General features: G+C 64.7%; 16 protein-coding genes. 7 read left to right on the top strand and 9 right to left on the bottom strand.

Features of this window, described 5'->3' with window-relative positions:
* The first annotated feature begins 43 nt into the window (after nucleotides 1-43).
* Nucleotides 44-421: a DUF3703 domain-containing protein gene (locus QUV25_RS06850; RefSeq protein ID WP_300863075.1), complete on the top strand. Its 378-nt coding sequence runs from the start codon at nucleotides 44-46 to the stop codon at nucleotides 419-421.
* On the opposite strand, the gene QUV25_RS06845 is transcribed toward QUV25_RS06850, so the two are convergent.
* The 4 genes from QUV25_RS06845 to gcl form a co-directional block, all read right to left on the bottom strand.
* Complete coding sequence (locus tag QUV25_RS06845) at nucleotides 390-1,712, bottom strand: glycerate kinase (protein ID WP_300862619.1); 1,323 nt, start codon at nucleotides 1,710-1,712, stop codon at nucleotides 390-392. The two genes, QUV25_RS06850 and QUV25_RS06845, sit on opposite strands and share 32 nt — an antisense overlap.
* 19 nt (nucleotides 1,713-1,731) lie before the next feature.
* A complete protein-coding gene (gene glxR / locus QUV25_RS06840; protein WP_300862615.1) occupies nucleotides 1,732-2,640 on the bottom strand; it encodes a 2-hydroxy-3-oxopropionate reductase in 909 nt (302 codons plus the stop codon).
* Between the two features lie 26 nt (nucleotides 2,641-2,666).
* A complete protein-coding gene (gene hyi / locus QUV25_RS06835; RefSeq protein ID WP_300862613.1) occupies nucleotides 2,667-3,464 on the bottom strand; it encodes a hydroxypyruvate isomerase in 798 nt (265 codons plus the stop codon).
* A 121-nt stretch (nucleotides 3,465-3,585) separates the two neighbouring features.
* The gene (gene gcl / locus QUV25_RS06830; protein WP_300862610.1) at nucleotides 3,586-5,376 is read right to left on the bottom strand and encodes a glyoxylate carboligase; all 1,791 of its coding nucleotides are present in this window, start codon (nucleotides 5,374-5,376) and stop codon (nucleotides 3,586-3,588) included.
* A 125-nt stretch (nucleotides 5,377-5,501) separates the two neighbouring features.
* Here gcl and QUV25_RS06825 point away from each other — a divergent pair, with 125 nt between their 5' ends.
* From QUV25_RS06825 to QUV25_RS06810, 4 genes are all read left to right on the top strand, one after another.
* Entirely contained in the window at nucleotides 5,502-6,407 is a 906-nt protein-coding gene (locus QUV25_RS06825; protein ID WP_300862608.1) for a LysR family transcriptional regulator, read from the top strand.
* A gap of 124 nt (nucleotides 6,408-6,531) precedes the next feature.
* The gene (locus tag QUV25_RS06820; RefSeq protein ID WP_300862606.1) at nucleotides 6,532-7,983 is read left to right on the top strand and encodes an 8-oxoguanine deaminase; all 1,452 of its coding nucleotides are present in this window, start codon (nucleotides 6,532-6,534) and stop codon (nucleotides 7,981-7,983) included.
* A gap of 353 nt (nucleotides 7,984-8,336) precedes the next feature.
* Complete coding sequence (locus QUV25_RS06815) at nucleotides 8,337-8,834, top strand: kelch repeat-containing protein (protein WP_300862604.1); 498 nt, start codon at nucleotides 8,337-8,339, stop codon at nucleotides 8,832-8,834.
* A 36-nt stretch (nucleotides 8,835-8,870) separates the two neighbouring features.
* Nucleotides 8,871-9,419 (top strand): hypothetical protein, encoded by a 549-nt coding sequence (locus QUV25_RS06810; protein ID WP_300862603.1) that lies wholly within the window; start codon nucleotides 8,871-8,873, stop codon nucleotides 9,417-9,419.
* A 109-nt stretch (nucleotides 9,420-9,528) separates the two neighbouring features.
* Here the strand turns inward: QUV25_RS06810 and QUV25_RS06805 are convergent, their stop codons facing one another.
* Together QUV25_RS06805 and QUV25_RS06800 are read right to left on the bottom strand one after the other, a co-directional pair.
* A complete protein-coding gene (locus tag QUV25_RS06805) occupies nucleotides 9,529-9,879 on the bottom strand; it encodes a Rieske 2Fe-2S domain-containing protein (protein WP_300862601.1) in 351 nt (116 codons plus the stop codon).
* A gap of 57 nt (nucleotides 9,880-9,936) precedes the next feature.
* A complete protein-coding gene (locus QUV25_RS06800; RefSeq protein WP_300862600.1) occupies nucleotides 9,937-10,638 on the bottom strand; it encodes a dienelactone hydrolase family protein in 702 nt (233 codons plus the stop codon).
* A 408-nt stretch (nucleotides 10,639-11,046) separates the two neighbouring features.
* Here QUV25_RS06800 and QUV25_RS06795 point away from each other — a divergent pair, with 408 nt between their 5' ends.
* On the top strand, nucleotides 11,047-12,738 hold the full coding sequence (locus tag QUV25_RS06795) for an AMP-binding protein (protein WP_300862598.1): 1,692 nt from the start codon (nucleotides 11,047-11,049) through the stop codon (nucleotides 12,736-12,738).
* Nucleotides 12,739-12,907: 169 nt separating this feature from the next.
* Here QUV25_RS06795 and QUV25_RS06790 read toward each other — a convergent pair whose 3' ends face one another.
* Nucleotides 12,908-13,213 (bottom strand): H-NS histone family protein, encoded by a 306-nt coding sequence (locus QUV25_RS06790; RefSeq protein WP_300862595.1) that lies wholly within the window; start codon nucleotides 13,211-13,213, stop codon nucleotides 12,908-12,910.
* A 68-nt stretch (nucleotides 13,214-13,281) separates the two neighbouring features.
* Nucleotides 13,282-14,298, bottom strand: coding sequence for an RluA family pseudouridine synthase (locus QUV25_RS06785; RefSeq protein ID WP_300862593.1), 1,017 nt, complete (start codon nucleotides 14,296-14,298; stop codon nucleotides 13,282-13,284).
* Between the two features lie 595 nt (nucleotides 14,299-14,893).
* Here QUV25_RS06785 and QUV25_RS06780 point away from each other — a divergent pair.
* Nucleotides 14,894-17,749: an Rne/Rng family ribonuclease gene (locus QUV25_RS06780; protein WP_300862591.1), complete on the top strand. Its 2,856-nt coding sequence runs from the start codon at nucleotides 14,894-14,896 to the stop codon at nucleotides 17,747-17,749.
* A 190-nt stretch (nucleotides 17,750-17,939) separates the two neighbouring features.
* On the opposite strand, the gene QUV25_RS06775 is transcribed toward QUV25_RS06780, so the two are convergent.
* Complete coding sequence (locus tag QUV25_RS06775) at nucleotides 17,940-19,223, bottom strand: heme biosynthesis HemY N-terminal domain-containing protein (protein ID WP_300863074.1); 1,284 nt, start codon at nucleotides 19,221-19,223, stop codon at nucleotides 17,940-17,942.
* Nucleotides 19,224-19,238 lie beyond the last annotated feature (15 nt).

Below are 19,238 nucleotides of genomic sequence, written 5' to 3'. Positions count from 1 at the left end.
GCCTGCGCACTCGCTCGAACGCCAACAAGACGATCGCCACAAAATGGCCCTGCACCAGACCCTGATTCGGCAAGCGAAGCTGGCTCGGTCTGTCAACACGAAGTGGCAGTTTCTGGAAGCTGCGCACGTGGCGGGACAGACTCAGCTGAAGCCACACCTGCAGACACACGCCACGATGATGAAGCTGGCGTGGCAGACACGTAATCTCAAGGAGCTGGTGGGTCAGCTGTTCAGGCTGGTGTTGGTGCCGATCGGCCATGTGCTCGGGCGGCTTCCCCTGGGCAACCCAGGTCGTTCCAACGTGAATGCCTTCAGATCGATGGCCGTGCGACCCGATTTGCTGGCGGTGATGCAAAGCGCGCGGGACGGCAGCGTTCAAGCGCACACCATCACCGCACCAACACCGCCCGGAAATCGTTGACGTTGGTGTGCGTGGGGCCGGTGACCACCAGATCGCCCAGCGGCTCGAAGAAGCCGTAGGCGTCGTTGCGAGACAAGTGGTCACTGACTTTGAGACCGAGCGCCTGGGCGCGAACCAGGGTGTCGGGCGTGACCAGGGCGCCTGCGTTGTCTTCCACGCCGTCGATGCCGTCGGTATCGGCGGCCAGCGCCCACACGCCCGGCTGACCACCCAGCGCCTGGGCCAACCCCAGACAGAACTCGCCGGCCCGCCCGCCCCGGCCCTTGGCCTGGCCCTCGGCGCGTGGACGCACCGTGACGGTGGTCTCGCCACCGCTCAGGATCACGCACGGCTTCTCAAGGCTGCTGCGCCCTTGCGCCGTTGAGCGAGCCAGCGCGGCATGTACCTTGCCCACTTCGCGCGACTCACCTTCGATCTCGTCACTCAAGATGTAGGCCTTCAAGCCCAGCGCGCGAGCCGCGTCTGCTGCAGCTTCCAGGCTTTGCTGGGGCGTGGCGATCAGATGGGTCTGGTGGCCAGCCAGGCCCGCGTCGCCCGGTTTCGGCGTTTCGAGTGCGCCGCTCTCCAGCTTGGCTTTCACGCCGGCAGGCACCTCGATGCCGTAACGCCGCAGGATCTCCAGCGCCTCGGCGCAGGTGGACGCGTCGGCCACGGTGGGACCACTGGCGATCACGCTCACGTCATCCCCCGGCACATCGCTGATGGTGAGCGTGACCACCTGCGCTGGGGCGCAGGCCGCCGCGAGTCGCCCCCCCTTGATGCGCGAAAGGTGCTTGCGCACCGTGTTCATCTCGAGGATGTTGGCGCCACTCTCCAGCAACTGGCGGTTGATGCGCTGCTTGTCTTGCAGCGTCAGGCCCTCACACGGCAGGGTGAGCAGCGACGAGCCACCACCCGAAATCAGGCACAACACCAGATCGTCGCTCGTCAGCCCCCTGACCAGCTCCAGGATGCGCTGCGCCGCGGCCAGCCCCGCCGCGTCGGGCACCGGGTGCGAGGCCTCCACCACCTCGATGCGCTCGGCCAGCCCATCGGGGCGCGGCGGCGTGTGGTGGTAGCGCGTGACGACCAGGCCCGAGAGCGGGGCATCGGCCGGCCACAGCACCTCCACCGCCTGAGCCATCGCGCCACCGGCCTTGCCAGCACCGATCACCAGCGTGCGGCCCTTCGGCGGCGGTGGCAGATGGGCGGCGGTGTTGTGCAGAGGCAGGGCGCGCTGCACAGCCGCGTCGTACAGGTAGCGCAACAGAGCGCGGGGGTCGTCGAGGCTGGGGGTCGCGGCTGGTGTCATGGACACGGAGTCTAAGGACTCAGGCGGCTGGGGTCGGCGCAATCTGGTGGTTTGCCATGAGCTCAAGTGAACGGCACAGCGCGGAGTGATCCAGCCCTGCCATGCCATTGGCTGCACAGGCCTGCATGAGCTGCGCCGCACTTGCAGTGTTGGGCAGGCTCACACCCAGTTCCTTGGCACCTTGCAGCGCGAGGTTCAGGTCCTTCTGGTGCAGTTCGATGCGAAAGCCTGGGTTGAAGGTGCGCTTGACCATGCGTTCGCCGTGCACCTCCAGAATGCGACTGGCGGCAAAGCCTCCCATGAGCGCCTGGCGCACCTTGGCCGGGTCGGCACCTGCCTTGCTGGCAAACAGCAGGGCTTCGGAGACGGCTTCAATGTTGAGTGCCACGATGATCTGGTTGGCCACTTTGGTGGTCTGGCCGTCGCCGTTACCGCCCACCAGGGTGATGTTCTTGCCCATGGCTTCGAAGAGGGGTTTCATGCGGTCGAACGCGGCCTGCGGACCGCCCACCATGATGGTGAGACTGGCGGCCTTGGCACCCACTTCGCCGCCGCTGACCGGCGCGTCGAGGTAGTCACACCCCAGGGCATTGATCTTCTGCGCGAACTGCTTGGTCGCCATGGGGCTGATCGAACTCATGTCGACCACCAGCTTGCCCTTGCTCAAGCCCTTGGCCACGCCGGTCTCGCCAAACAGCACGTCCTCCACATGAGGTGTGTCGGGCACCATGGTGATGATGATGTCGGCCCGCTTGGCCACTTCGGAGGCGTTGGTGCAGATGGTCGCGCCCTGTTGGGCAAAAGCCTCTGGAACCTTGCTGCGGCTGCTCACAAAGAGCTGATGGCCCGCATTGAGCAGGTTGAGCGCCATGGGCGTGCCCATGATGCCCAGGCCGATGAAGCCGACACTGAGTCCGCTCTTGGTCATGTGGAAGTCTCCTGTGGTTCTTGAATTCAGAGGGTTTGGCCGTGGACCTGGACCCAGCCCAGACCCGCGTCGGTGCCACCAGGGCTGGTGTCCCTGGGCTTGTACTCACAACCGATGTGGCCGGCATAGCCTATCGCATCGAGGTGTTCGAACAGAAAGCGGTAGTTGATTTCACCGGTTCCGGGTTCGTTGCGCGCGGGGTTGTCCGCCAGCTGGATGTGCCCGATGCGCGCCAGGTGCTGCTTCATCGTCGCCGCCAGCTCGCCTTCCATGCGCTGCGCATGGTAGATGTCGTATTGCAGGTAGAGGTTGGGCGATCCCACCTCGTCCATGATGGCCAGCGCCTGCGCGGTGTGGTTGACGAAGAAGCCTGGTATGTCGAAGGTGTTGATCGGCTCCATCACGAGCTGGATGCCATGATCGCCCAGCTTGTCGGCAGCGAACTTCAGATTGGCGACCAGGGTCTTGCGCGCATCGGCTTCGCTCACACCCACCTGAGCAATGCCCGCAAGCGCATTCATTCGAGGCGGGCTGAGCAGCGCCGCGTACTCCAGCGCCTTGAGCACGCCCTCTCGGAACTCGCCCACGCGGCCCGGGTGGCAAGCAATGCCGCGCTCTCCCGCCGCCCAGTTGCCGGCCGGCAGGTTATGCAGCACCAGCTCAAGGCCGTTGTCGTGCAGTCGCTGCGCGATGTCCTTCGCAGTGAAGTCGTAGGGAAACAGGAACTCCACCGCTTGAAAACCCGACTTGGCGGCGGCACCGAAGCGGTCGAGGAACGGCAGCTCGTTGTAGAGCATGGTGAGGTTGGCGGCGAAGCGGGGCATGGTGCGCTTTCTTGTGCGATGAGCGTGGAATCGGGTCCGATCGCACTGAGCGTGTCGAAGTGCTTCGACGGGCTCAGCGCGAACGCGAGGGAGGCGTACTCGGCAGGTGGTTCGACCGCGCCTATTCCAGCAATCCTGCGGCGATCAGGCCTTCGCGACCTTCGGGGTGCAGGCACTCGATGTCTTCGAACTCGTTGATGGCGTTGATTTCGGTACCCATGGCGATGTTGGTCACCTTCTCCAGAATCACCTCCACCACCACCGGCACACTGAACTGGCGCGCCATGCTCTGCGCTTCGCGCAGAGCCTCCTGGATCTTGCTCGGGTCTGTCACGCGCAAGGCCTTGCAGCCCAGGCCGGTCACCACCGCCTGGTGATCCACACCATATCCCTTGAGGGTCGGGTCGTCCACGTTCTGGTTGTCGAAGGCGAGCTGCACGCAGTAGTCCATCTCGAAACCACGCTGGCTCTGGCGAATCAGGCCCAGGTAGCTGTTGTTCACCAGCACCTGCACATAGGGGATGCGGAACTGCGCGCCCACTGCCAGTTCCTCCACCAGGAACTGGAAGTCGTAGTCGCCCGACAACCCCACCACGGTCTTGGTCGGGTCTGCCGCAGCCACGCCGATGGCGGCGGGAATGGTCCAGCCCAGCGGGCCGGCCTGGCCGCAGTTGATCCACTGGCGCGGGCCATAGACATGCAGGAACTGCGCACCGGCAATCTGGCTGAGACCGATGGTGGACACGTACACCGTATCGCGTCCAAACGCGGCGTTCATCTCTTCGTACACGCGCTGCGGCTTGATCGGCACATTGTCGAAATGCGTCTTGCGCTGCATCAGCTTCTTGCGCTCGGCGCAGCGCGCAGCCCAGGTGGAATAGTCCCGCAGCTGGCCGGCGGCCTTGCGCTCGCGCGCCACCTGCACAAACAGTTCGAGCGCGATCTTGGCGTCGGACACGATGCCGAGATCGGGGTTGAAAACGCGACCGATCTGCGTCGGCTCGATATCGACGTGCACGAAGGTGCGTCCCTGCGTGTACACCTCGACCGAGCCCGTGTGGCGGTTCGCCCAGCGGTTGCCGATGCCGAGCACGAAGTCACTGGCGAGCATGGTGGCGTTGCCATAGCGGTGACTGGTCTGCAGGCCGACCATGCCGGCCATGAGCGGGTGATCGTCCGGAATGCTGCCCCAGGCCATCAGGGTGGGGATGACAGGTACGCCGGTGAGTTCGGCCAGCTCGACCAGCAGAGCGGACGCATCGGCGTTGATGATGCCCCCGCCAGCCACGATGAGCGGCTTGCTGGATGCCATCAGCATGTCCAGCGCGCGCTCGACCTGCTTGCGCGATGCGGCGGGTTTGTAGACCGGGAGCGGCTCGTAGGTGTCGATGTCGAACTCGATCTCGGCCATCTGAACGTCGATCGGCAAGTCGATCAGCACCGGGCCCGGGCGGCCAGAGCGCATGAGATGAAAGGCCTGCTGGAAAACGCGGGGTACCAGCGCCGGCTCACGCACCGTCACCGCCCACTTGGTGACCGGCTTGGCGATGCTTTCGATGTCCACCGCCTGGAAATCTTCCTTATAGAGCCGAGCCCGCGGCGCCTGGCCGGTGATGCACAGGATGGGAATGCTATCGGCGCTGGCGGAATACAGGCCGGTGATCATGTCGGTGCCGGCGGGGCCGCTGGTGCCGATGCACACGCCGATGTTGCCCGCGCGGGCCCGGGTGTATCCCTCCGCCATGTGGGATGCCCCTTCCACGTGCCGCGCCAGCACGTGGGCGATGGTCTGGCGCTCGCGCAGCTGAGCGTACAAAGGATTGATGGCAGCGCCGGGCACACCAAAGGCCTGGGAAATGCCTTCCTTCTCCATCACGAGCACGGCGGCCATGGCGGCCTTCATCTTGGGCATGTCGAGTCTCCTGGGGGTGGATGGGGTCACAAGCTGAAACCCTCTGGCGCCATCGTATTGAAGACATCCCGTGCTGAGAATGGCATCATGGGTACTTCGATTCGATACACCAGGTATGTAATCGCATGGACCGATTCAAGGAAGTAGAAGCCTTCGTGCAGGCGATGGAACACGGCAGCCTGGCCGCTGCAGCGCTGCATGCGGGCATCACTCCAGTCATGATGGGGCGGCGCATCGACGCGCTGGAAAGGCGCCTGGGTACCCAGCTCATCCACCGCTCCACGCGACGGCTGGCGCTGACCGAAGAAGGCGCCAGCTTTCTGGACGAATGCCGGTCACTGCTGGCCCAATGGGCCGCCGCCGAGGCAACGGTCTCAGCTCAGCGCCACAGCGCCACGGGCCACCTGGTGGTCTCGGCGCCCGCCGCTTTTGGCCGCCTCCACGTGGCCCCTCACGCCAGCGCCTTTCTCAAGGCCAACCCCCAGGTCAAGCTGTCGTTCAACCTCACCGACCGGGTGGTGGATCTGGTGCGCGACGGCTACGACCTGGGCCTGCGCATCGGGGGTTTGATCGACCCCAACTTCGTCGCCATCAAGCTGGCAACCAACCAGCGCGTGGTCTGCGGCACGCCCGCCTATTTCCGCAAGCACGGCAAACCGCGCACGCTCGATGACCTGAAGCGCCACAACTGCCTGGCCTTCAACCTGCAGGGCGGTCAGCAGCGCGGCTGGTACTTTCAGCAGGCGGGGAAGCCAGTCTCCATCCGCGCCGATGGCAACCTGGACTGCAACGACGGCGAGCTGCTGCACCGGTGGGTGAGCGAGGGCATGGGTCTGGGCTGGCGCAGCACCTGGGAAATCCAGGCGCAGCTGCAACGTGGTGAGCTGGTGACCGTGCTCGACGAATTCGCTCTGCCCGCCTACGACATCCTGGCCGTGTATCCGCAACAGCGCCACCTGCCAGCCAAGGTGCGGTTCTTCATTGATCATCTGAAAAAAATATACGCCAGGCCGGGCTACTGGATGAGGTGAAGCTCCCACCGCGCCAGCTTTGCGGTCTCCCAGCGAGTGACACGGGCGGGCCGGCAGAGTCGGTTCCGCAGCGCCCTGGGTGAAGCATCTCCAGCCATCAATCCCTCACGCTTCTCGACAACGCATGACCTCCCTGCTCATCCACAACGCCACTTGCATCGCCACCTTTGATCACGCCGATCCAGCGCAGGGTCGGGAACTCAAGGACGCATCGCTCTTCGTGCGCGGCAACCAGATCGAGTGGATCGGAACTGCCGCCGAGCTGCCAGCCAAGTTGCGCATCGAGGCCGACGAGGTCATCGATGCGCGAGGCCATCTGGTCACGCCCGGCCTGGTGAACACCCACCACCACATGTACCAGTCGCTGACCAAGGCGATTCCCGTGACCCAGAACGCCGAGCTGTTCGGCTGGTTGCGCGGCCTGTATCCGATCTGGGCCGGACTGACACCCGAAATGGTCCAGGTGTCCACGCAGGTCGCCATGGCCGAGCTGCTGCTCAGCGGCTGCACCACCAGCAGCGACCACCTCTACATCTACCCCAACGGCGTGCGGCTGGAGGACAGCATCGAAGCCGCGCAACGGATCGGCATGCGCTTCCTGGCCACGCGCGGCAGCATGAGCGTGGGCCAGAGCGCGGGGGGCCTGCCGCCGGACTGCGTGGTCGAAAAAGAAGACGCCATCCTCAAGGACAGCCAGCGCCTGATCGAGACCTGGCACGATGCGTCGCACGGCGCCATGGTGCAGGTGGCCCTGGCCCCGTGCTCGCCGTTCTCCGTCAGTCCGGCGCTGATGAAGCAGAGCGCCGAACTCGCACGCAGCTTCAAAGGGCAAGGCGTGCGGCTGCACACCCATCTGGCCGAGAACGACCACGACATCGCCTACAGCCGCGAGAAGTTCAACATGACCCCGGCACAGTACGCGCAAGAGCTGGGCTGGCTGGGCGACGATGTGTGGCACGCCCACTGCGTGAAGCTGGACGAAGAAGGCATTTCGCTCTTCGCCGCCAGCCGCACCGGCGTGGCGCACTGCCCCTGCAGCAACATGCGGCTGGCCAGCGGCATCGCTCCCATCCGCCGCATGCTGAACGCGGGCGTACCGGTGGGACTGGGCGTGGACGGCAGCGCCAGCAACGACGCGGCGCACATGGTGAACGAAGCGCGCCAGGCGATGCTGCTGGCGCGGGTGGGCCGTGCGTTGATGCCACCGGAAACCCGAAACGGCAAGACCTTCTTCGGCTGCGACCTCGGGCCCGCCGAGATGACGGCGCGCGACACCCTGCACATCGCCACCCGCGGCGGCGCGCGGGTGCTGGGGCGCAGCGACATCGGCCACCTGGCCGTGGGCATGTGCGCCGACCTCGCTGTGTTTGATCTGCGCACGGTCGGCTTTGCCGGCGGCGCGGTGCACGATCCGGTGGCCAGCCTGTTGCTGTGCGCAAGCCCGCGGGCAGCCTATGCAGTGGTGAATGGGCGGGTCGTGGTGCGCGAAGGTCGCATCACCACCATCGACCTGCAGCCTCTGGTGGAGCGGCACAACCGCCTGGCTGTGGCGCTGGCAGAGTCGGCGCCAAGCTGATTTCCCGACCGGCAAAGCACACAGCAGGACGTTGACGCTCGTCAATTCTGCCGATGCCGCCCTGGGTATCTTGTTGTGGCGTGTCCAGCAGCGTGCTGTGGCGCCGCCATTCAACCGGAGCCCAATATGAAGACGCCCTGCTTCCCGGTGTTTCTTCGACGCCTTGCCCTTGTTTCATTGTCCGCACTGGTGGTGGCGTGTGGTGGCGGAGGTGACGGACCAAGCGGAACAGCGCCCGAAATTTCCTGATCATCAGTCCACAGGCGGCCTACAACACGGTCGATCCGCTGTTCTTCTCTTCCCAGTTCGACTTTTTCGATCCCGACGCCAACGTCGCCACCCTGACGCTGCGTGTGCGAGACGAATCCGATGGGTCGGTGCTGGATCTTGGCACCGATCCCATCGCTGGCATTGCCGGCATCACCAGCGGCACGGTGCTGGGACAGTTCATCGCAAGTGGCGTGGTCCCAGGCACCTACGCGGTGCTGGTCAACGTGACAGACAGCACCAGCCAGACCTCGAACGTGCTGGGAGCACCGGTGCGCATTGCGGCCTATCCCTGGACCAGCCGCCTCGCCGGCCCGACACCACGCGAATACGCAGCTGCGGCGGTGCTCGATGGCAAGGTCTATGTGGCGGGCGGCCAGCTGACCAGCAGCACAACCACGCCAGCCCCCGCGACCGCCGCGCTGGAAATCTACGATCCAGCGACCAACACCTGGAGCGCAGCACCTCCCATGCCAACCGCACGCATGGGCCTGACGTTGACCGCATTCAATGGCAGGCTGTATGCGATTGGCGGCCGAACTGATGGATTCAGCATCTCCGCGGTGGGAACGGTCGAAGAATAAAACCCGGGCACCGGCCTGTGGACAACCCGAGCTTCGATGCCACTGCCCCGTTTCCATGCCGCTGCGGCGCCAGCCTCGACGCCCTTTGGCAACCTGATCGTGGTGGCTGGGGGTGAATTCGAAACTTCGGTGCTGGACGCTGTGCAGGGCTACAACCCGATCACGAATGGCTGGTTCAGCCTGGCGCCGATGCCAACCGCACGCGGACAACTGGCGATGGAGGCGGTCAACGGCAGGCTCTATGCCGTTGGCGGCTATGCCGGGATACTGCCGCAATGGGTCGGTACGGTGGAGGCATACGATCCTCAGGTGGGCAGCTGGACCACGATGGTTTCCATGCCCACGCCGCGCGCCCACCTTACGCTCGCGGTGTTTGGCGGTCGGCTGCTGGCGGCCGGCGGAGAAAACGTGAACCGCGCGCTGGACGTGCTTGAGAGCTACGACCCCACTCTCAACGCCTGGAGTGGCAAGACACCGAGCACCACCGCATTCACGCGGGCTGCCGGGGTTGTCGAAAGCGGCCGCCTGTATGTGTTCGGCAACCTGCTGGCGCTGCAGTACGACCCAGCCAATGAGATCCGATGAGGGAAAGGTGCCGATCCGTGAACTGGATGCCGGCACCAGATCGAGGGCAAGCGGCAAAAACAGCGGAGCCAGCGTTTCGGATGCTGCCAGCTTTGTGGTTCGTCTGTTTTCAGTCCGCCCGAACCTGGACCTCACCCTTCTTGACCTGAACCGGGTAGGTCTTCAGGGCCTTCTCGCCCCGCACGAAGTTGAGCAGCTGAATGCCGGGCGGGAAGTTGGCCCAGTCGATCACCTCGCCGGTCTTGATGTCGAAGCGCGCTCGGTGCAGCGGGCATTGCACCTTGCAGCCGTCGATGATCTTGCCTCGTCCCAGCGGCGCAAAGGTGTGGGTGCATTGGGACTGGGTGGCAAAAAAGCCCTCAGCCAGGTGGTACACCACCACCTTGGTGTCGCCCGCGCTGTGCGCGGCCATCTTGCCGATGGGCAGGTCGTCGACCTTGCAGACGGTGTGCCATTTCATCGAAATCTCCTGGAGTGGGTGCAAATTCAGTCTAGCACCGCGGCCTCGCTGCGAGGCCTACCGCTGCGCGCCGAGCACCCGCAGCAGCCAGGCGTTGAGGTGCGCCACCTGTTCCGGACACACGCTGTGGGCCATCGGGTAGCTGTGCCACTCCACCTCGTGACCCAGCGCCTGCAGCAGGTCGCGCGAGGCCAGGCCGCGCCCGATGGCTACCACGTCGTCTTGCTCGCCATGCGCCAGGGTGATCGGAGTGGCCAGATTGGCCGGGCTGCGCTCCTGCGCCGTGGTACTGGCCAGTGGCAGATAGCCCGACCAGCCGACCAGACCCGCCAGCCGCTGCGGCGCACGCAAGCCCGCCATCAGCGTCATGGCGCAGCCCTGAGAAAAACCCATGAGCACCGTGCGCCCAGAAGGCATGCCAAGCTCGATCTCGCGGTCCAGCAACTGCTGGATCAGCGCCTGGCTCTCGCGCAATCCCGCCTCGTCCTCAACTCGCACGCCTGCTGGGTCAGGCGGATAAATGTCGTACCAGGCCCGCATCTCGTAACCCCCGTTGATGCTGACCGGGCGCACTGGCGCGCTGGGAAAAACGAAGCGAACCGGGCCGATCGCACTCAGGTCGAGTTGCTGCGCAATCGGCACAAAGTCGTTGCCATCGGCACCCAGCCCGTGCAGCACGATGATGCTGGCCACGGGTGGGGTGGTCGCGTCACCGCCAAGAATGCCTTCGATGATGTCCAGAGCGTGGGGGTTTTTCATGCTTGCAGCATAAGGGCTCCGAACGTTGCTCTGCCCGCATTGCCCTCTTGGCACACCCTGCACACACACGCATTGTTTCAACACCTGGACCTCGGCCAGCCCCGGTCTGCGCCCCTGAGCCGAGACGCCAGATTCATCAGAAACAGGCCTGTCCGCTCGTGTTGGAGGTGCAAATCCTTTGCGCGAAATGTGGCGCACCGTCGTACGAATTCAAGATCGGTTTCACCAACCGCACCATCTGGCCGCGCTGCCATGGTGGCGCGCCGATCTGGGACACGGTAGGGGACAGCACCCTCACGCCTGCCGCCGCCCGGACAGCGTGCCGAACACGAGCAGGAGGTTAAACCCTCTAAACATGAGGCCCTCTGTTGGTTAAATTTGCAGATTCCCCTTTCTCAGGAGACAAAAATGAGCATCGTCGCAGCCGAATTTCTCGCCCTTCAGCGCCTCTACCATTGGGAAAAAACCGAGCCCAACCGGGTGGCCCTCACCCAACCCATGGGTGGCGGCGTGGTGCAGGACCTGACCTGGGCCCAGGTGGGTGACCAGGTGCGGCGCATGGCGGCTCACCTGAAGGCACAAGGGTGGGAGCCAGGCTCCAAGGTCGCCATCCTGTCCAAGAACTGCTCCTGGTGGATGATGAGCGATCTGGCGATCTGGATGGCTGGCTATGTGTCGGTGCCGCTTTACCCCACACTGGCGCCCGAGACCATCCGCCAGATCCTGACCCACAGTGAGTCCAAGGCCTGTTTCATCGGCAAACTCGACGGCTGGGAACACATGAAGCCCGGCGTGCCCGCCGACCTGCCTTGCATGAGCTACCCGCTGTCACCGCCCGACGCCGTGCGCGCTTATGAGGGTTGGGACGCGATCTGCGCACAAACCGAACCTCTCAAGGGCAACCCGGTGCGGGCCGAAGACGAGCTCGCCACGCTGATTTACACCTCGGGCACAACCGGCATGCCCAAGGGTGTGATGCACACCTTTGGCGCCTTTGCCTGGGCCCTGGACAAAGGCATTCAGCGCATTCCCATGAGCGGTGCCGACCGCATGCTGTCTTACCTGCCGCTGGCCCATGTGGTTGAACGCATGCTGGTCGAACACGGCTGGTTGCGCACCGGCATGCACGTTTTTTTCGCCGAGTCGCTCGACACCTTTGCCGCCGACCTGCAGCGTTCGCGACCCACCATTTTCTTCTCGGTCCCGCGCTTGTGGGTGAAGTTCCAGCAGGGCATCCACCACAAGATGCCACCGGCCAAGCTCAACCGTCTGCTCGGCATCCCCCTCATTGGCGGCCTGGTGCGCAAGAAGGTCATGAAAGCCCTGGGCCTGGATCAGTGCAAGTTCGCTGCCGGCGGTGCTGCACCGATGCCCGTGGCCTTGCTCGACTGGTACGACAAACTCGGACTGAAGATCAACGAGGGCTACGGCATGACCGAAAACCTTGCGTTGTCGCACATCACCGAACCCGGCAAGAACCAGAAAGGCACCGTCGGCCCGGTCTACAGCGGCGTGGAACACCGCATCGATCCCGACACTGGCGAGGTGCAGATGCGCAGCCCGGCCATGATGATGGGCTATTACAAGGAGCCGGAAAAGACGAAAGAGGCCTTCACAGCCGACGGCTGGCTCAAGACAGGCGACAAGGGCACGATCGACGGCCAAGGCCTGTTGCGCATCACCGGCCGGGTGAAAGATCTTTTCAAGACCGGCAAGGGCAAGTACGTGGCTCCGGCACCCATTGAAGACAAGCTGGTCATGCACGACTCGGTGGAAGCCTGCGTGGTGACAGGAGCCAACCTTGGCCAGCCGCTGGGCATCGTGATGCTCAATGCCGAGGCGGTGACCATGGTGAGCGATGCCGCTGCGCGCAGTGAACTGGAACAATCACTGACCGGTCACCTCAAGGCGATCAACGCCACGCTGGACCCGCACGAACGCCTGCAGTGCGTGGTGGTGGTGACGACGGCCTGGACGGTGGACAACGACGTGATCACGCCCACCTTCAAGGTCAAGCGCAACCGCATCGAAGACCTGTACGCCAAGAACTACGAAGCCTGGGAGACCTCGGGCAAGAAGGTGATCTGGCAGGAGGGCTGATATGAACCGTGCGCCGATCTTTCCCTGACTGAGGCACCCAGGCTCATCAGGCAACCGACAGGACAGCGGCGATGCGCTGATTCGGCGGCCACCCAGCAAAAAGCCCGCTTGTGCGGGCTTTTTGCTGGGTGGATCGGCCTGAGAACCCGGGCCGTTCAGCAAGAGACCGTCAGATGCGGAAGTCTTCGATGCTCTTGCCCGAGGCGAGCACGGTGCGCACCCATTCCGGCTTGCGGCCCGGGCCACCTGCCCAGAGTTCACCATTGGGGCCCTTGTACTTGGGCGGTGCGCTGGATTTGGATTTTCCCTTCTTACCACCCGAGGCACTGCCGCCCAGATCGGCGGTGGTGATGCCGAATTGCTTCATCTTGGCTTTGATGTCTGCGATCACAGAAGCGAGTTCGTTCTTGCGAGCCTGCTCGGCTTGAGCCATCAGGGCCTGTGCCTGCGCCATGAGTTCGGAATAGCCTGCCATTGATTGTCCTTGTCTTGATTGAGTATCAAATGTGTAATTTTTTGCATCCCAACGATGCATGTGAGATTCTAATCTCGATTGAAGACATCCGTCCAGGATTGCAGATCCGGGGGCAATTCAGAATGTAACTCGATGGCTTGCGCTGACACCGGGTGTGTGAATTGCAATCGCCATGCATGGAGAAACATGCGCCTGTGTCCCAGACGCGCCAATTGACGGTTGAGTTCGAAATCGCCGTATTTCTCGTCGCCCACAATCGGATGCCCGGCATGGGCCAGGTGGACCCGGATCTGGTGCGTGCGTCCGGTCTTGATGGTGACCTCCAGCAAGGTGTACCGGGTGGGAGTTCCCTCTGGCGAACCTGGCGGCAGATCCACCACCTGTCGCACCCGCACCAGACTGACCGCGTGCATGCCGTCGGCATCCTGCTGGTCGGTCACGCGCACCCGCCGTTCACCATCGGGCAGCAGGTATTTGTGCAAGGGTTGATCGAGCACCTTGCGCTTGGCGGGCCAATCGCCTTTGACCAGTGCAAGGTAGGTCTTACCGGTCTCACGGGCCCTGAATTGCTCCTGGAGCGCCTTGAGCGCACTCTTCTTCTTGGCAATCAGCAACAAGCCACTGGTCTCGCGGTCCAGCCGGTGCACCAGTTCCAGCAGGCGCGCCTCAGGACGAGCGCGGCGCAATTGTTCAATCACGCCAAAACTCACCCCGCTACCGCCATGCACCGCCACGCCAGCCGGCTTGTCGATGGCCAACAAGGCATCATCTTCATAAATCACGGGGAAATCGCGCGCCGGCGCCGGATGAGCCAATTTCTCTTCGGCCCGCTCAGACAGTCTGATGGGTGGAATCCGCAACAGGTCGCCCGCCTCCACCCGGTCCTGAGCGGACACACGGCCTTTGTTGCGCCGCACCTCGCCGGAGCGGATGATGCGGTAGATGTGCGTCTTGGGCACACCCTTGAGATGACGGATCAGGAAATTGTCCAGCCGCTGCCCAGCCGATTCGGCGTCTACCGTGAGGTGGCTGACTGCCGCGGGCGACGTCGTCAAGGGAGCGACAGGGGTGGGGGCTGAGGGCATGAAAATGAGGTCCCCGCTGTCGGCGCGCTCTGCTTATAATGCGGCACACCTACCGCGCGCCGTAAGTGATTGATTTGCCTTGATTTTAAGGCAGTCACTGCAGGCAGATCCTCTCACCATGAGGAAAAAGAGCCCGGCAGGTGCAGGATGCCATTCGCAGCACCCGAGCCAGACGCCCATGCCTGATGTCTTCCCCATGGAATCCAGGTTGGGCCTCAGACCCGGCTGACGCTGTGAACGAACCCGCCCCAGTGATTGCGAACCCGAATACGGAATACCCCCATCGGGCAGCTGCCCTCCGAAGCTGCTTGAGGACAACGAGAAACTTGTGAGACACCGGCCAGCGCCCTGCTGTTGACAGCCCGCTGCCCGCCCAGCTCCGCTCCACGTCCATGCGCCCACGCCCTGACCCGGCGGTTCGAGGCTGCCTCCTGCGTGAGGCCGCGCCGTCGAACGACAACCGAACCCTCGGGTCAACGGCTCTCCGGCAATTCCTCCCTGCGTTCGCGTCTCCGGCTGGTTCACGGCAGGTTGGCGCTCCAGATCCTCCGGGGGTCGGGGCGTCCTTGTGTTTTTGAACAAAGGACAACGCATCATGAAACGCATGCTGATCAACGCCACGCAGGCTGAAGAACGCCGCCTGGCGATCGTGGACGGGCAAAAACTGCTCGACTACGAAATCGAGATTGAAGGGCGCGAACAGCGCAAGGGCAACATCTACAAGGCCGTGGTCACGCGGGTCGAGCCCTCGCTGGAAGCCTGCTTCGTCGACTACGGCGAAGACCGCCACGGCTTTCTGCCGTTCAAAGAAATTTCGCGCAACTACTTTCAGGGCAACACCGCGCCCTCACAGGCGCGCATCAACGACGTGATCAGGGAAGGCCAAGAGCTGCTGGTCCAGGTCGAGAAGGAAGAACGCGGCAACAAGGGCGCGGCGCTCACCACATTCGTGAGCCTGGCGGGCCGCTACGTGGTGCTGATGCCCAACAACCCGCGCGGCGGTGGCGTGAGCCGCCGCATCGAGGGCGAGGACCGTCAGGAGCTCAAGCAGGCGCTGGATCAGCTCGAATACCCCAACGGCATGAGCATCATTGCTCGCACCGCCGGCATCGGTCGCGACGCCGCCGAGCTGCAATGGGACCTGAACTACCTGCTCAAGCTGTGGAAGGCCATTGACGGCGCGGCCCAGGGCGGCAAGGGCGCCTACCTGATTTACCAGGAATCGAGTCTGGTGATCCGCGCCATCCGCGACTACTTCAACAGCGACATCGGTGAGATCCTGATCGACACCGACGACATCTTCGAGCAGGCGCACCAGTTCATGGCGCACGTGATGCCCGAGCACGAGCACCGCGTGAAGCGCTACCGCGACGACGCGCCGCTGTTTTCGCGCTTCCAGATCGAACACCAGATCGAAACCGCCTACAGCCGCACCGTGACGCTGCCCAGCGGCGGCGCCATCGTGATCGACCAGACCGAAGCACTGGTGGCGGTGGACGTGAACTCGGCGCGCGCCATCAAAGGCGGCGATATCGAAGAAACCGCGACCCGCACCAACCTGGAAGCGGCTGACGAAGTGGCGCGCCAGGCGCGTCTGCGCGACCTGGGCGGTCTGATCGTGATCGACTTCATCGACATGGATGAGTCGAAGAACCGTCGCGAGGTGGAAAACCGACTGCGCGATGCGCTGCGCCAGGACCGTGCACGCGTGCAGTTCGGGGCCATCAGCAAATTTGGCCTGCTGGAGATGAGCCGTCAGCGCCTGAAACCCATGCTCAGCGAGGGCGCATCCATCCCCTGCCCTCGCTGCGGCGGCTCGGGCCACATCCGAGACACCGAGAGCTCGGCGCTGCAGATTCTTCGCATCATCCAGGAAGAGTCGCTGAAAGACAGCACGGCCGCGGTGCTGGTGCAGGTACCGGTCGAAGTGGCCAGCTTCCTGCTCAACGAAAAGCGCACCGAAATCACCAAGATCGAGCTCAAGCAGCGCATCAACGTGCTGCTGGTGCCCAACAAGTCGCTGGACACACCGAACTACAAGCTCGAACGTCTCAAACACGACGACTCGCGCCTGGACAACCTGGACGTGAGCTACAAGATGGCCGATGTGCCCGACGATGTGGCCAGCTTCACTCGCCGCAGCCAGGAACGCACCAACAAGCAGGAACCGGTGATCAAGGGCGTGCTGCCCGATGGTCCCGCACCCGTGGCAGCACCCAAGCCCGAAGCGCCGGTGGCCGCTGCGCCCGTTGCAGCCGCCACACCCGCACCCGCAGCGGTTGCAGCACCGCCAACCGCCAGCCCCAAGGCGCCGGCTGAGGGTCGCGGCGGGGAGGCCCGCCGTGATGGACGGGGCGGCCGCGGTGGACGAGGCACTTCGGAAGGCCGGACCGAAGGCCGTGGTGGTCGCGACGCTGGTCGGCGCGGCGAGCGCGTGGAGGGTCGCGGGGAATCGCGCGGCGAAGGCCGTGGCGGCGAGCGCCGCTCTGAAGGTCGGGCAGAAGGCCGTGTGGAGGGACGAGGTGAAGGCCGTGGGGAAGGTCGAGGCGAGGGCCGCCAGGGTGGCCGCCGCGACAGCCGACGCGACACGCCTGCCACGGAAGGCCAGAGTGCTGTTACCACCCCGGCGGTGACAGACAACGCCAGCGAAAGCGGTGAAAACCAGCGACGGGAGCGCCGCGGTCGAAACGACGGACGCCGTCGTTCGGGCGGTGCCGAGGCGGCCGAGGGCCAGACCCAGCCCCTGCTGGACAACACCCAGGCGCAGTCCATCGTTGAGGACGCGCAGGCCGGGACGGCGGCAGAGCCACCCGCCAGTGAAGAAGCGGGCGAAAGCCGCGCGCCTCGTGAACCGCGCGGCCGCGGCCGAGACCGCTACGGCCGGGATCGCCGCGAGCGCGCGCCGCGCGAGGACGCCGCACCGGCCGAGCAGGCTCCGGCGTTCGAGGACACAGCACCTCAGGCTGAAGCCGCGGAGGAGCGGGTTCCGGTGCGCAACAGCTACTTCACGCTGCCGGTCGAAGCGTCGGCTCCTGCCGCTGCTTCAGCGCCGGGCGCGAACGAGCCCCTGGCCGCGGCCGAAGCGCCGGTTGAGCCACAGCCGGTGGCGCCGCGTCCGGCGCACCAGGCGCCCGCCATGCGCCCAGCCCCTGTCGCTGCAGCACCTGTGACCACACCCGCGCCTCAGGGCTTGCCCAAGGTGCAGTCGTTTGCGCTGCCGATCGAGGAGATGCAGCAGGTGGCACAGGCCAGCGGCCTGGAGTGGGTCAATTCCAACGCCGCCAGGGTGGCCGAGGTGCAAGCCGCCATTGCCGCTGAACCGCGCGCCATCCACGTGCCCCGCGAGATCCCGCCGGTGGTGCTGATCGACGAAGGCCCGCTGGTGCTGGTGGAGACGCGCAAGGACCTGCGCAACACCGCGCTGCCGTTCGAGAATCCTCAAAACAGCTGAGCGCGAGCGCGGAGCCTTTGGGCTTCTGGATGAAAAAAGCCGGCATACTCTGCCGGCTTTTTTTCATGGGTATTGGGTTGAAGGTCTCGCGAAACCACGGCCCGCTCCAACCTGAACAGCAGGACACTCGCACGGCTGACCGGGCACCCGACACGCCGCCCGAGGCTCAGGCGAATCGGCACTGGCCGAATCAGCCTAGCAAAGCCGCTTTTTTCCAGTGCGCCTGCGCGGCGGCTTCGTCGCCGCGCTCCTCCGCCAGGCGCGCCAGGCTGCACCAGGCTCGGCGCAGCAGATCGGGCTCGCTCAGGCTGTTCGTGGCCTGCCCCAGCAGCTGGGCGGCCTTGCCCCACAGCTGCCGCTGCATGCAGGCCTGACCGGCCAGGTATTGCAGGTAGGCGTTGGAGGGCTGCTCCCGCTGGCTTTGCTCCAGCTGGGCCAGACCCGCCGCATCCAGCATCGAAAGGCCAGGCTCCAGCGCCAACACCAGATGCTTTTGTTGTTGGGCATCGAGCTGCTTGAATCCGGTCCAAATGGGCGCCAGCCACTGGCGCACGTTCGCCGCGGCCAAAGCACGATCGACTTCGGTCGCAGCGGGAGCTGACACCAGCTGATTGGCCCGCTGGCACGCAGCCAGGGCCACCTCGGGCATCAGTCGTTCGTCAACATCCAGTCGCCCCCAGATCGTATCCAGCTGCGACAGATCATGTGCCTGGCGCAGACTGTCAAGTGCCAGACCACGCACGATGCTGGCCGACGCCTGCGGCGAGAAGGCACGGTGCTTGGCCAGCAGGCGTGCGGTCTCCAGCGCTTCGGCGGTGGCGCCCCCCAGTCGCGCGACACGAAGTTTCAGGCGCAGGGCCTGGATGCGCCGGGCAGCGCCTTGGGGCAATTCGGCCAGCCGGCTGCGGGCCGTCTCGGCGTCTTGATCCTCCACCGCCCAGCGCACTGCCCGCAACAGAGCACCTTCATGGGCTTCCGGTGAGCTCTTGGCAAGCTTGGGGTGCAGGGCCGACAACAAATGATCGTCGCGCGTTTCGCGGTTTTGCAGCGAGTGCGCGCTCTCGGCCACCAGCAAGTGAGACAGGAGCTGCAGCTGGTGGCGCCGCGACCATTGAGCCGATGGCATGCCGCTCAGGTTCTCCAGTGCAAGCCGGCCGGCCGCCTGAGCCCGCACGAAACGCCCCGCGAGCTGGTGCGACAGGGCATCGAGCAAAGCACCCACAGCCGCCCGCTCCACCTGCTGTGCGCGCCAGCGCTGCGCCCGCTGCGGCAATTCCCGCAACAGGCTCAGACCCCGCAAGGCCAGGTACACCAGCACGAACGCCGCCACCACGCAAAAGGCCACCAGATTGAGTGAAAGATCAAACCGGTAGGGCGACCAGAACAGCGTGACCGTGGCCTGGTTGTTACCGACCAGCAGGGCCAGCGCCACCGCCATCGCGGCCAGAGCCAGCAGCCAGAACACGCCCCGCATCGCGCCAGTCTGGCG

This window comes from Hydrogenophaga sp. (assembly GCF_030373245.1).
Taxonomy (GTDB): domain Bacteria; phylum Pseudomonadota; class Gammaproteobacteria; order Burkholderiales; family Burkholderiaceae_C; genus Hydrogenophaga.
This window is presented reverse-complemented; position numbering and strand designations above follow the sequence as displayed.

Excerpts from the sequence above, each read along its gene's own strand:
- QUV25_RS06825 (WP_300862608.1), top strand. The coding sequence starts at position 5,502 with ATGGACCGATTCAAGGAAGTAGAAGCCTTCGTGCAGGCGATGGAACAC.
- QUV25_RS06810 (WP_300862603.1), top strand. The coding sequence starts at position 8,871 with ATGCCACTGCCCCGTTTCCATGCCGCTGCGGCGCCAGCCTCGACGCCC.
- hyi (WP_300862613.1), bottom strand. The coding sequence starts at position 3,464 with ATGCCCCGCTTCGCCGCCAACCTCACCATGCTCTACAACGAGCTGCCG.
- QUV25_RS06805 (WP_300862601.1), bottom strand. The coding sequence starts at position 9,879 with ATGAAATGGCACACCGTCTGCAAGGTCGACGACCTGCCCATCGGCAAG.
- QUV25_RS06820 (WP_300862606.1), top strand. The coding sequence starts at position 6,532 with ATGACCTCCCTGCTCATCCACAACGCCACTTGCATCGCCACCTTTGAT.
- QUV25_RS06785 (WP_300862593.1), bottom strand. The coding sequence starts at position 14,298 with ATGCCCTCAGCCCCCACCCCTGTCGCTCCCTTGACGACGTCGCCCGCG.
- QUV25_RS06780 (WP_300862591.1), top strand. The coding sequence starts at position 14,894 with ATGAAACGCATGCTGATCAACGCCACGCAGGCTGAAGAACGCCGCCTG.
- gcl (WP_300862610.1), bottom strand. The coding sequence starts at position 5,376 with ATGCCCAAGATGAAGGCCGCCATGGCCGCCGTGCTCGTGATGGAGAAG.
- glxR (WP_300862615.1), bottom strand. The coding sequence starts at position 2,640 with ATGACCAAGAGCGGACTCAGTGTCGGCTTCATCGGCCTGGGCATCATG.
- QUV25_RS06790 (WP_300862595.1), bottom strand. The coding sequence starts at position 13,213 with ATGGCAGGCTATTCCGAACTCATGGCGCAGGCACAGGCCCTGATGGCT.
- QUV25_RS06775 (WP_300863074.1), bottom strand. The coding sequence starts at position 19,223 with ATGCGGGGCGTGTTCTGGCTGCTGGCTCTGGCCGCGATGGCGGTGGCG.
- QUV25_RS06795 (WP_300862598.1), top strand. The coding sequence starts at position 11,047 with ATGAGCATCGTCGCAGCCGAATTTCTCGCCCTTCAGCGCCTCTACCAT.
- QUV25_RS06845 (WP_300862619.1), bottom strand. The coding sequence starts at position 1,712 with ATGACACCAGCCGCGACCCCCAGCCTCGACGACCCCCGCGCTCTGTTG.
- QUV25_RS06850 (WP_300863075.1), top strand. The coding sequence starts at position 44 with ATGGCCCTGCACCAGACCCTGATTCGGCAAGCGAAGCTGGCTCGGTCT.
- QUV25_RS06800 (WP_300862600.1), bottom strand. The coding sequence starts at position 10,638 with ATGAAAAACCCCCACGCTCTGGACATCATCGAAGGCATTCTTGGCGGT.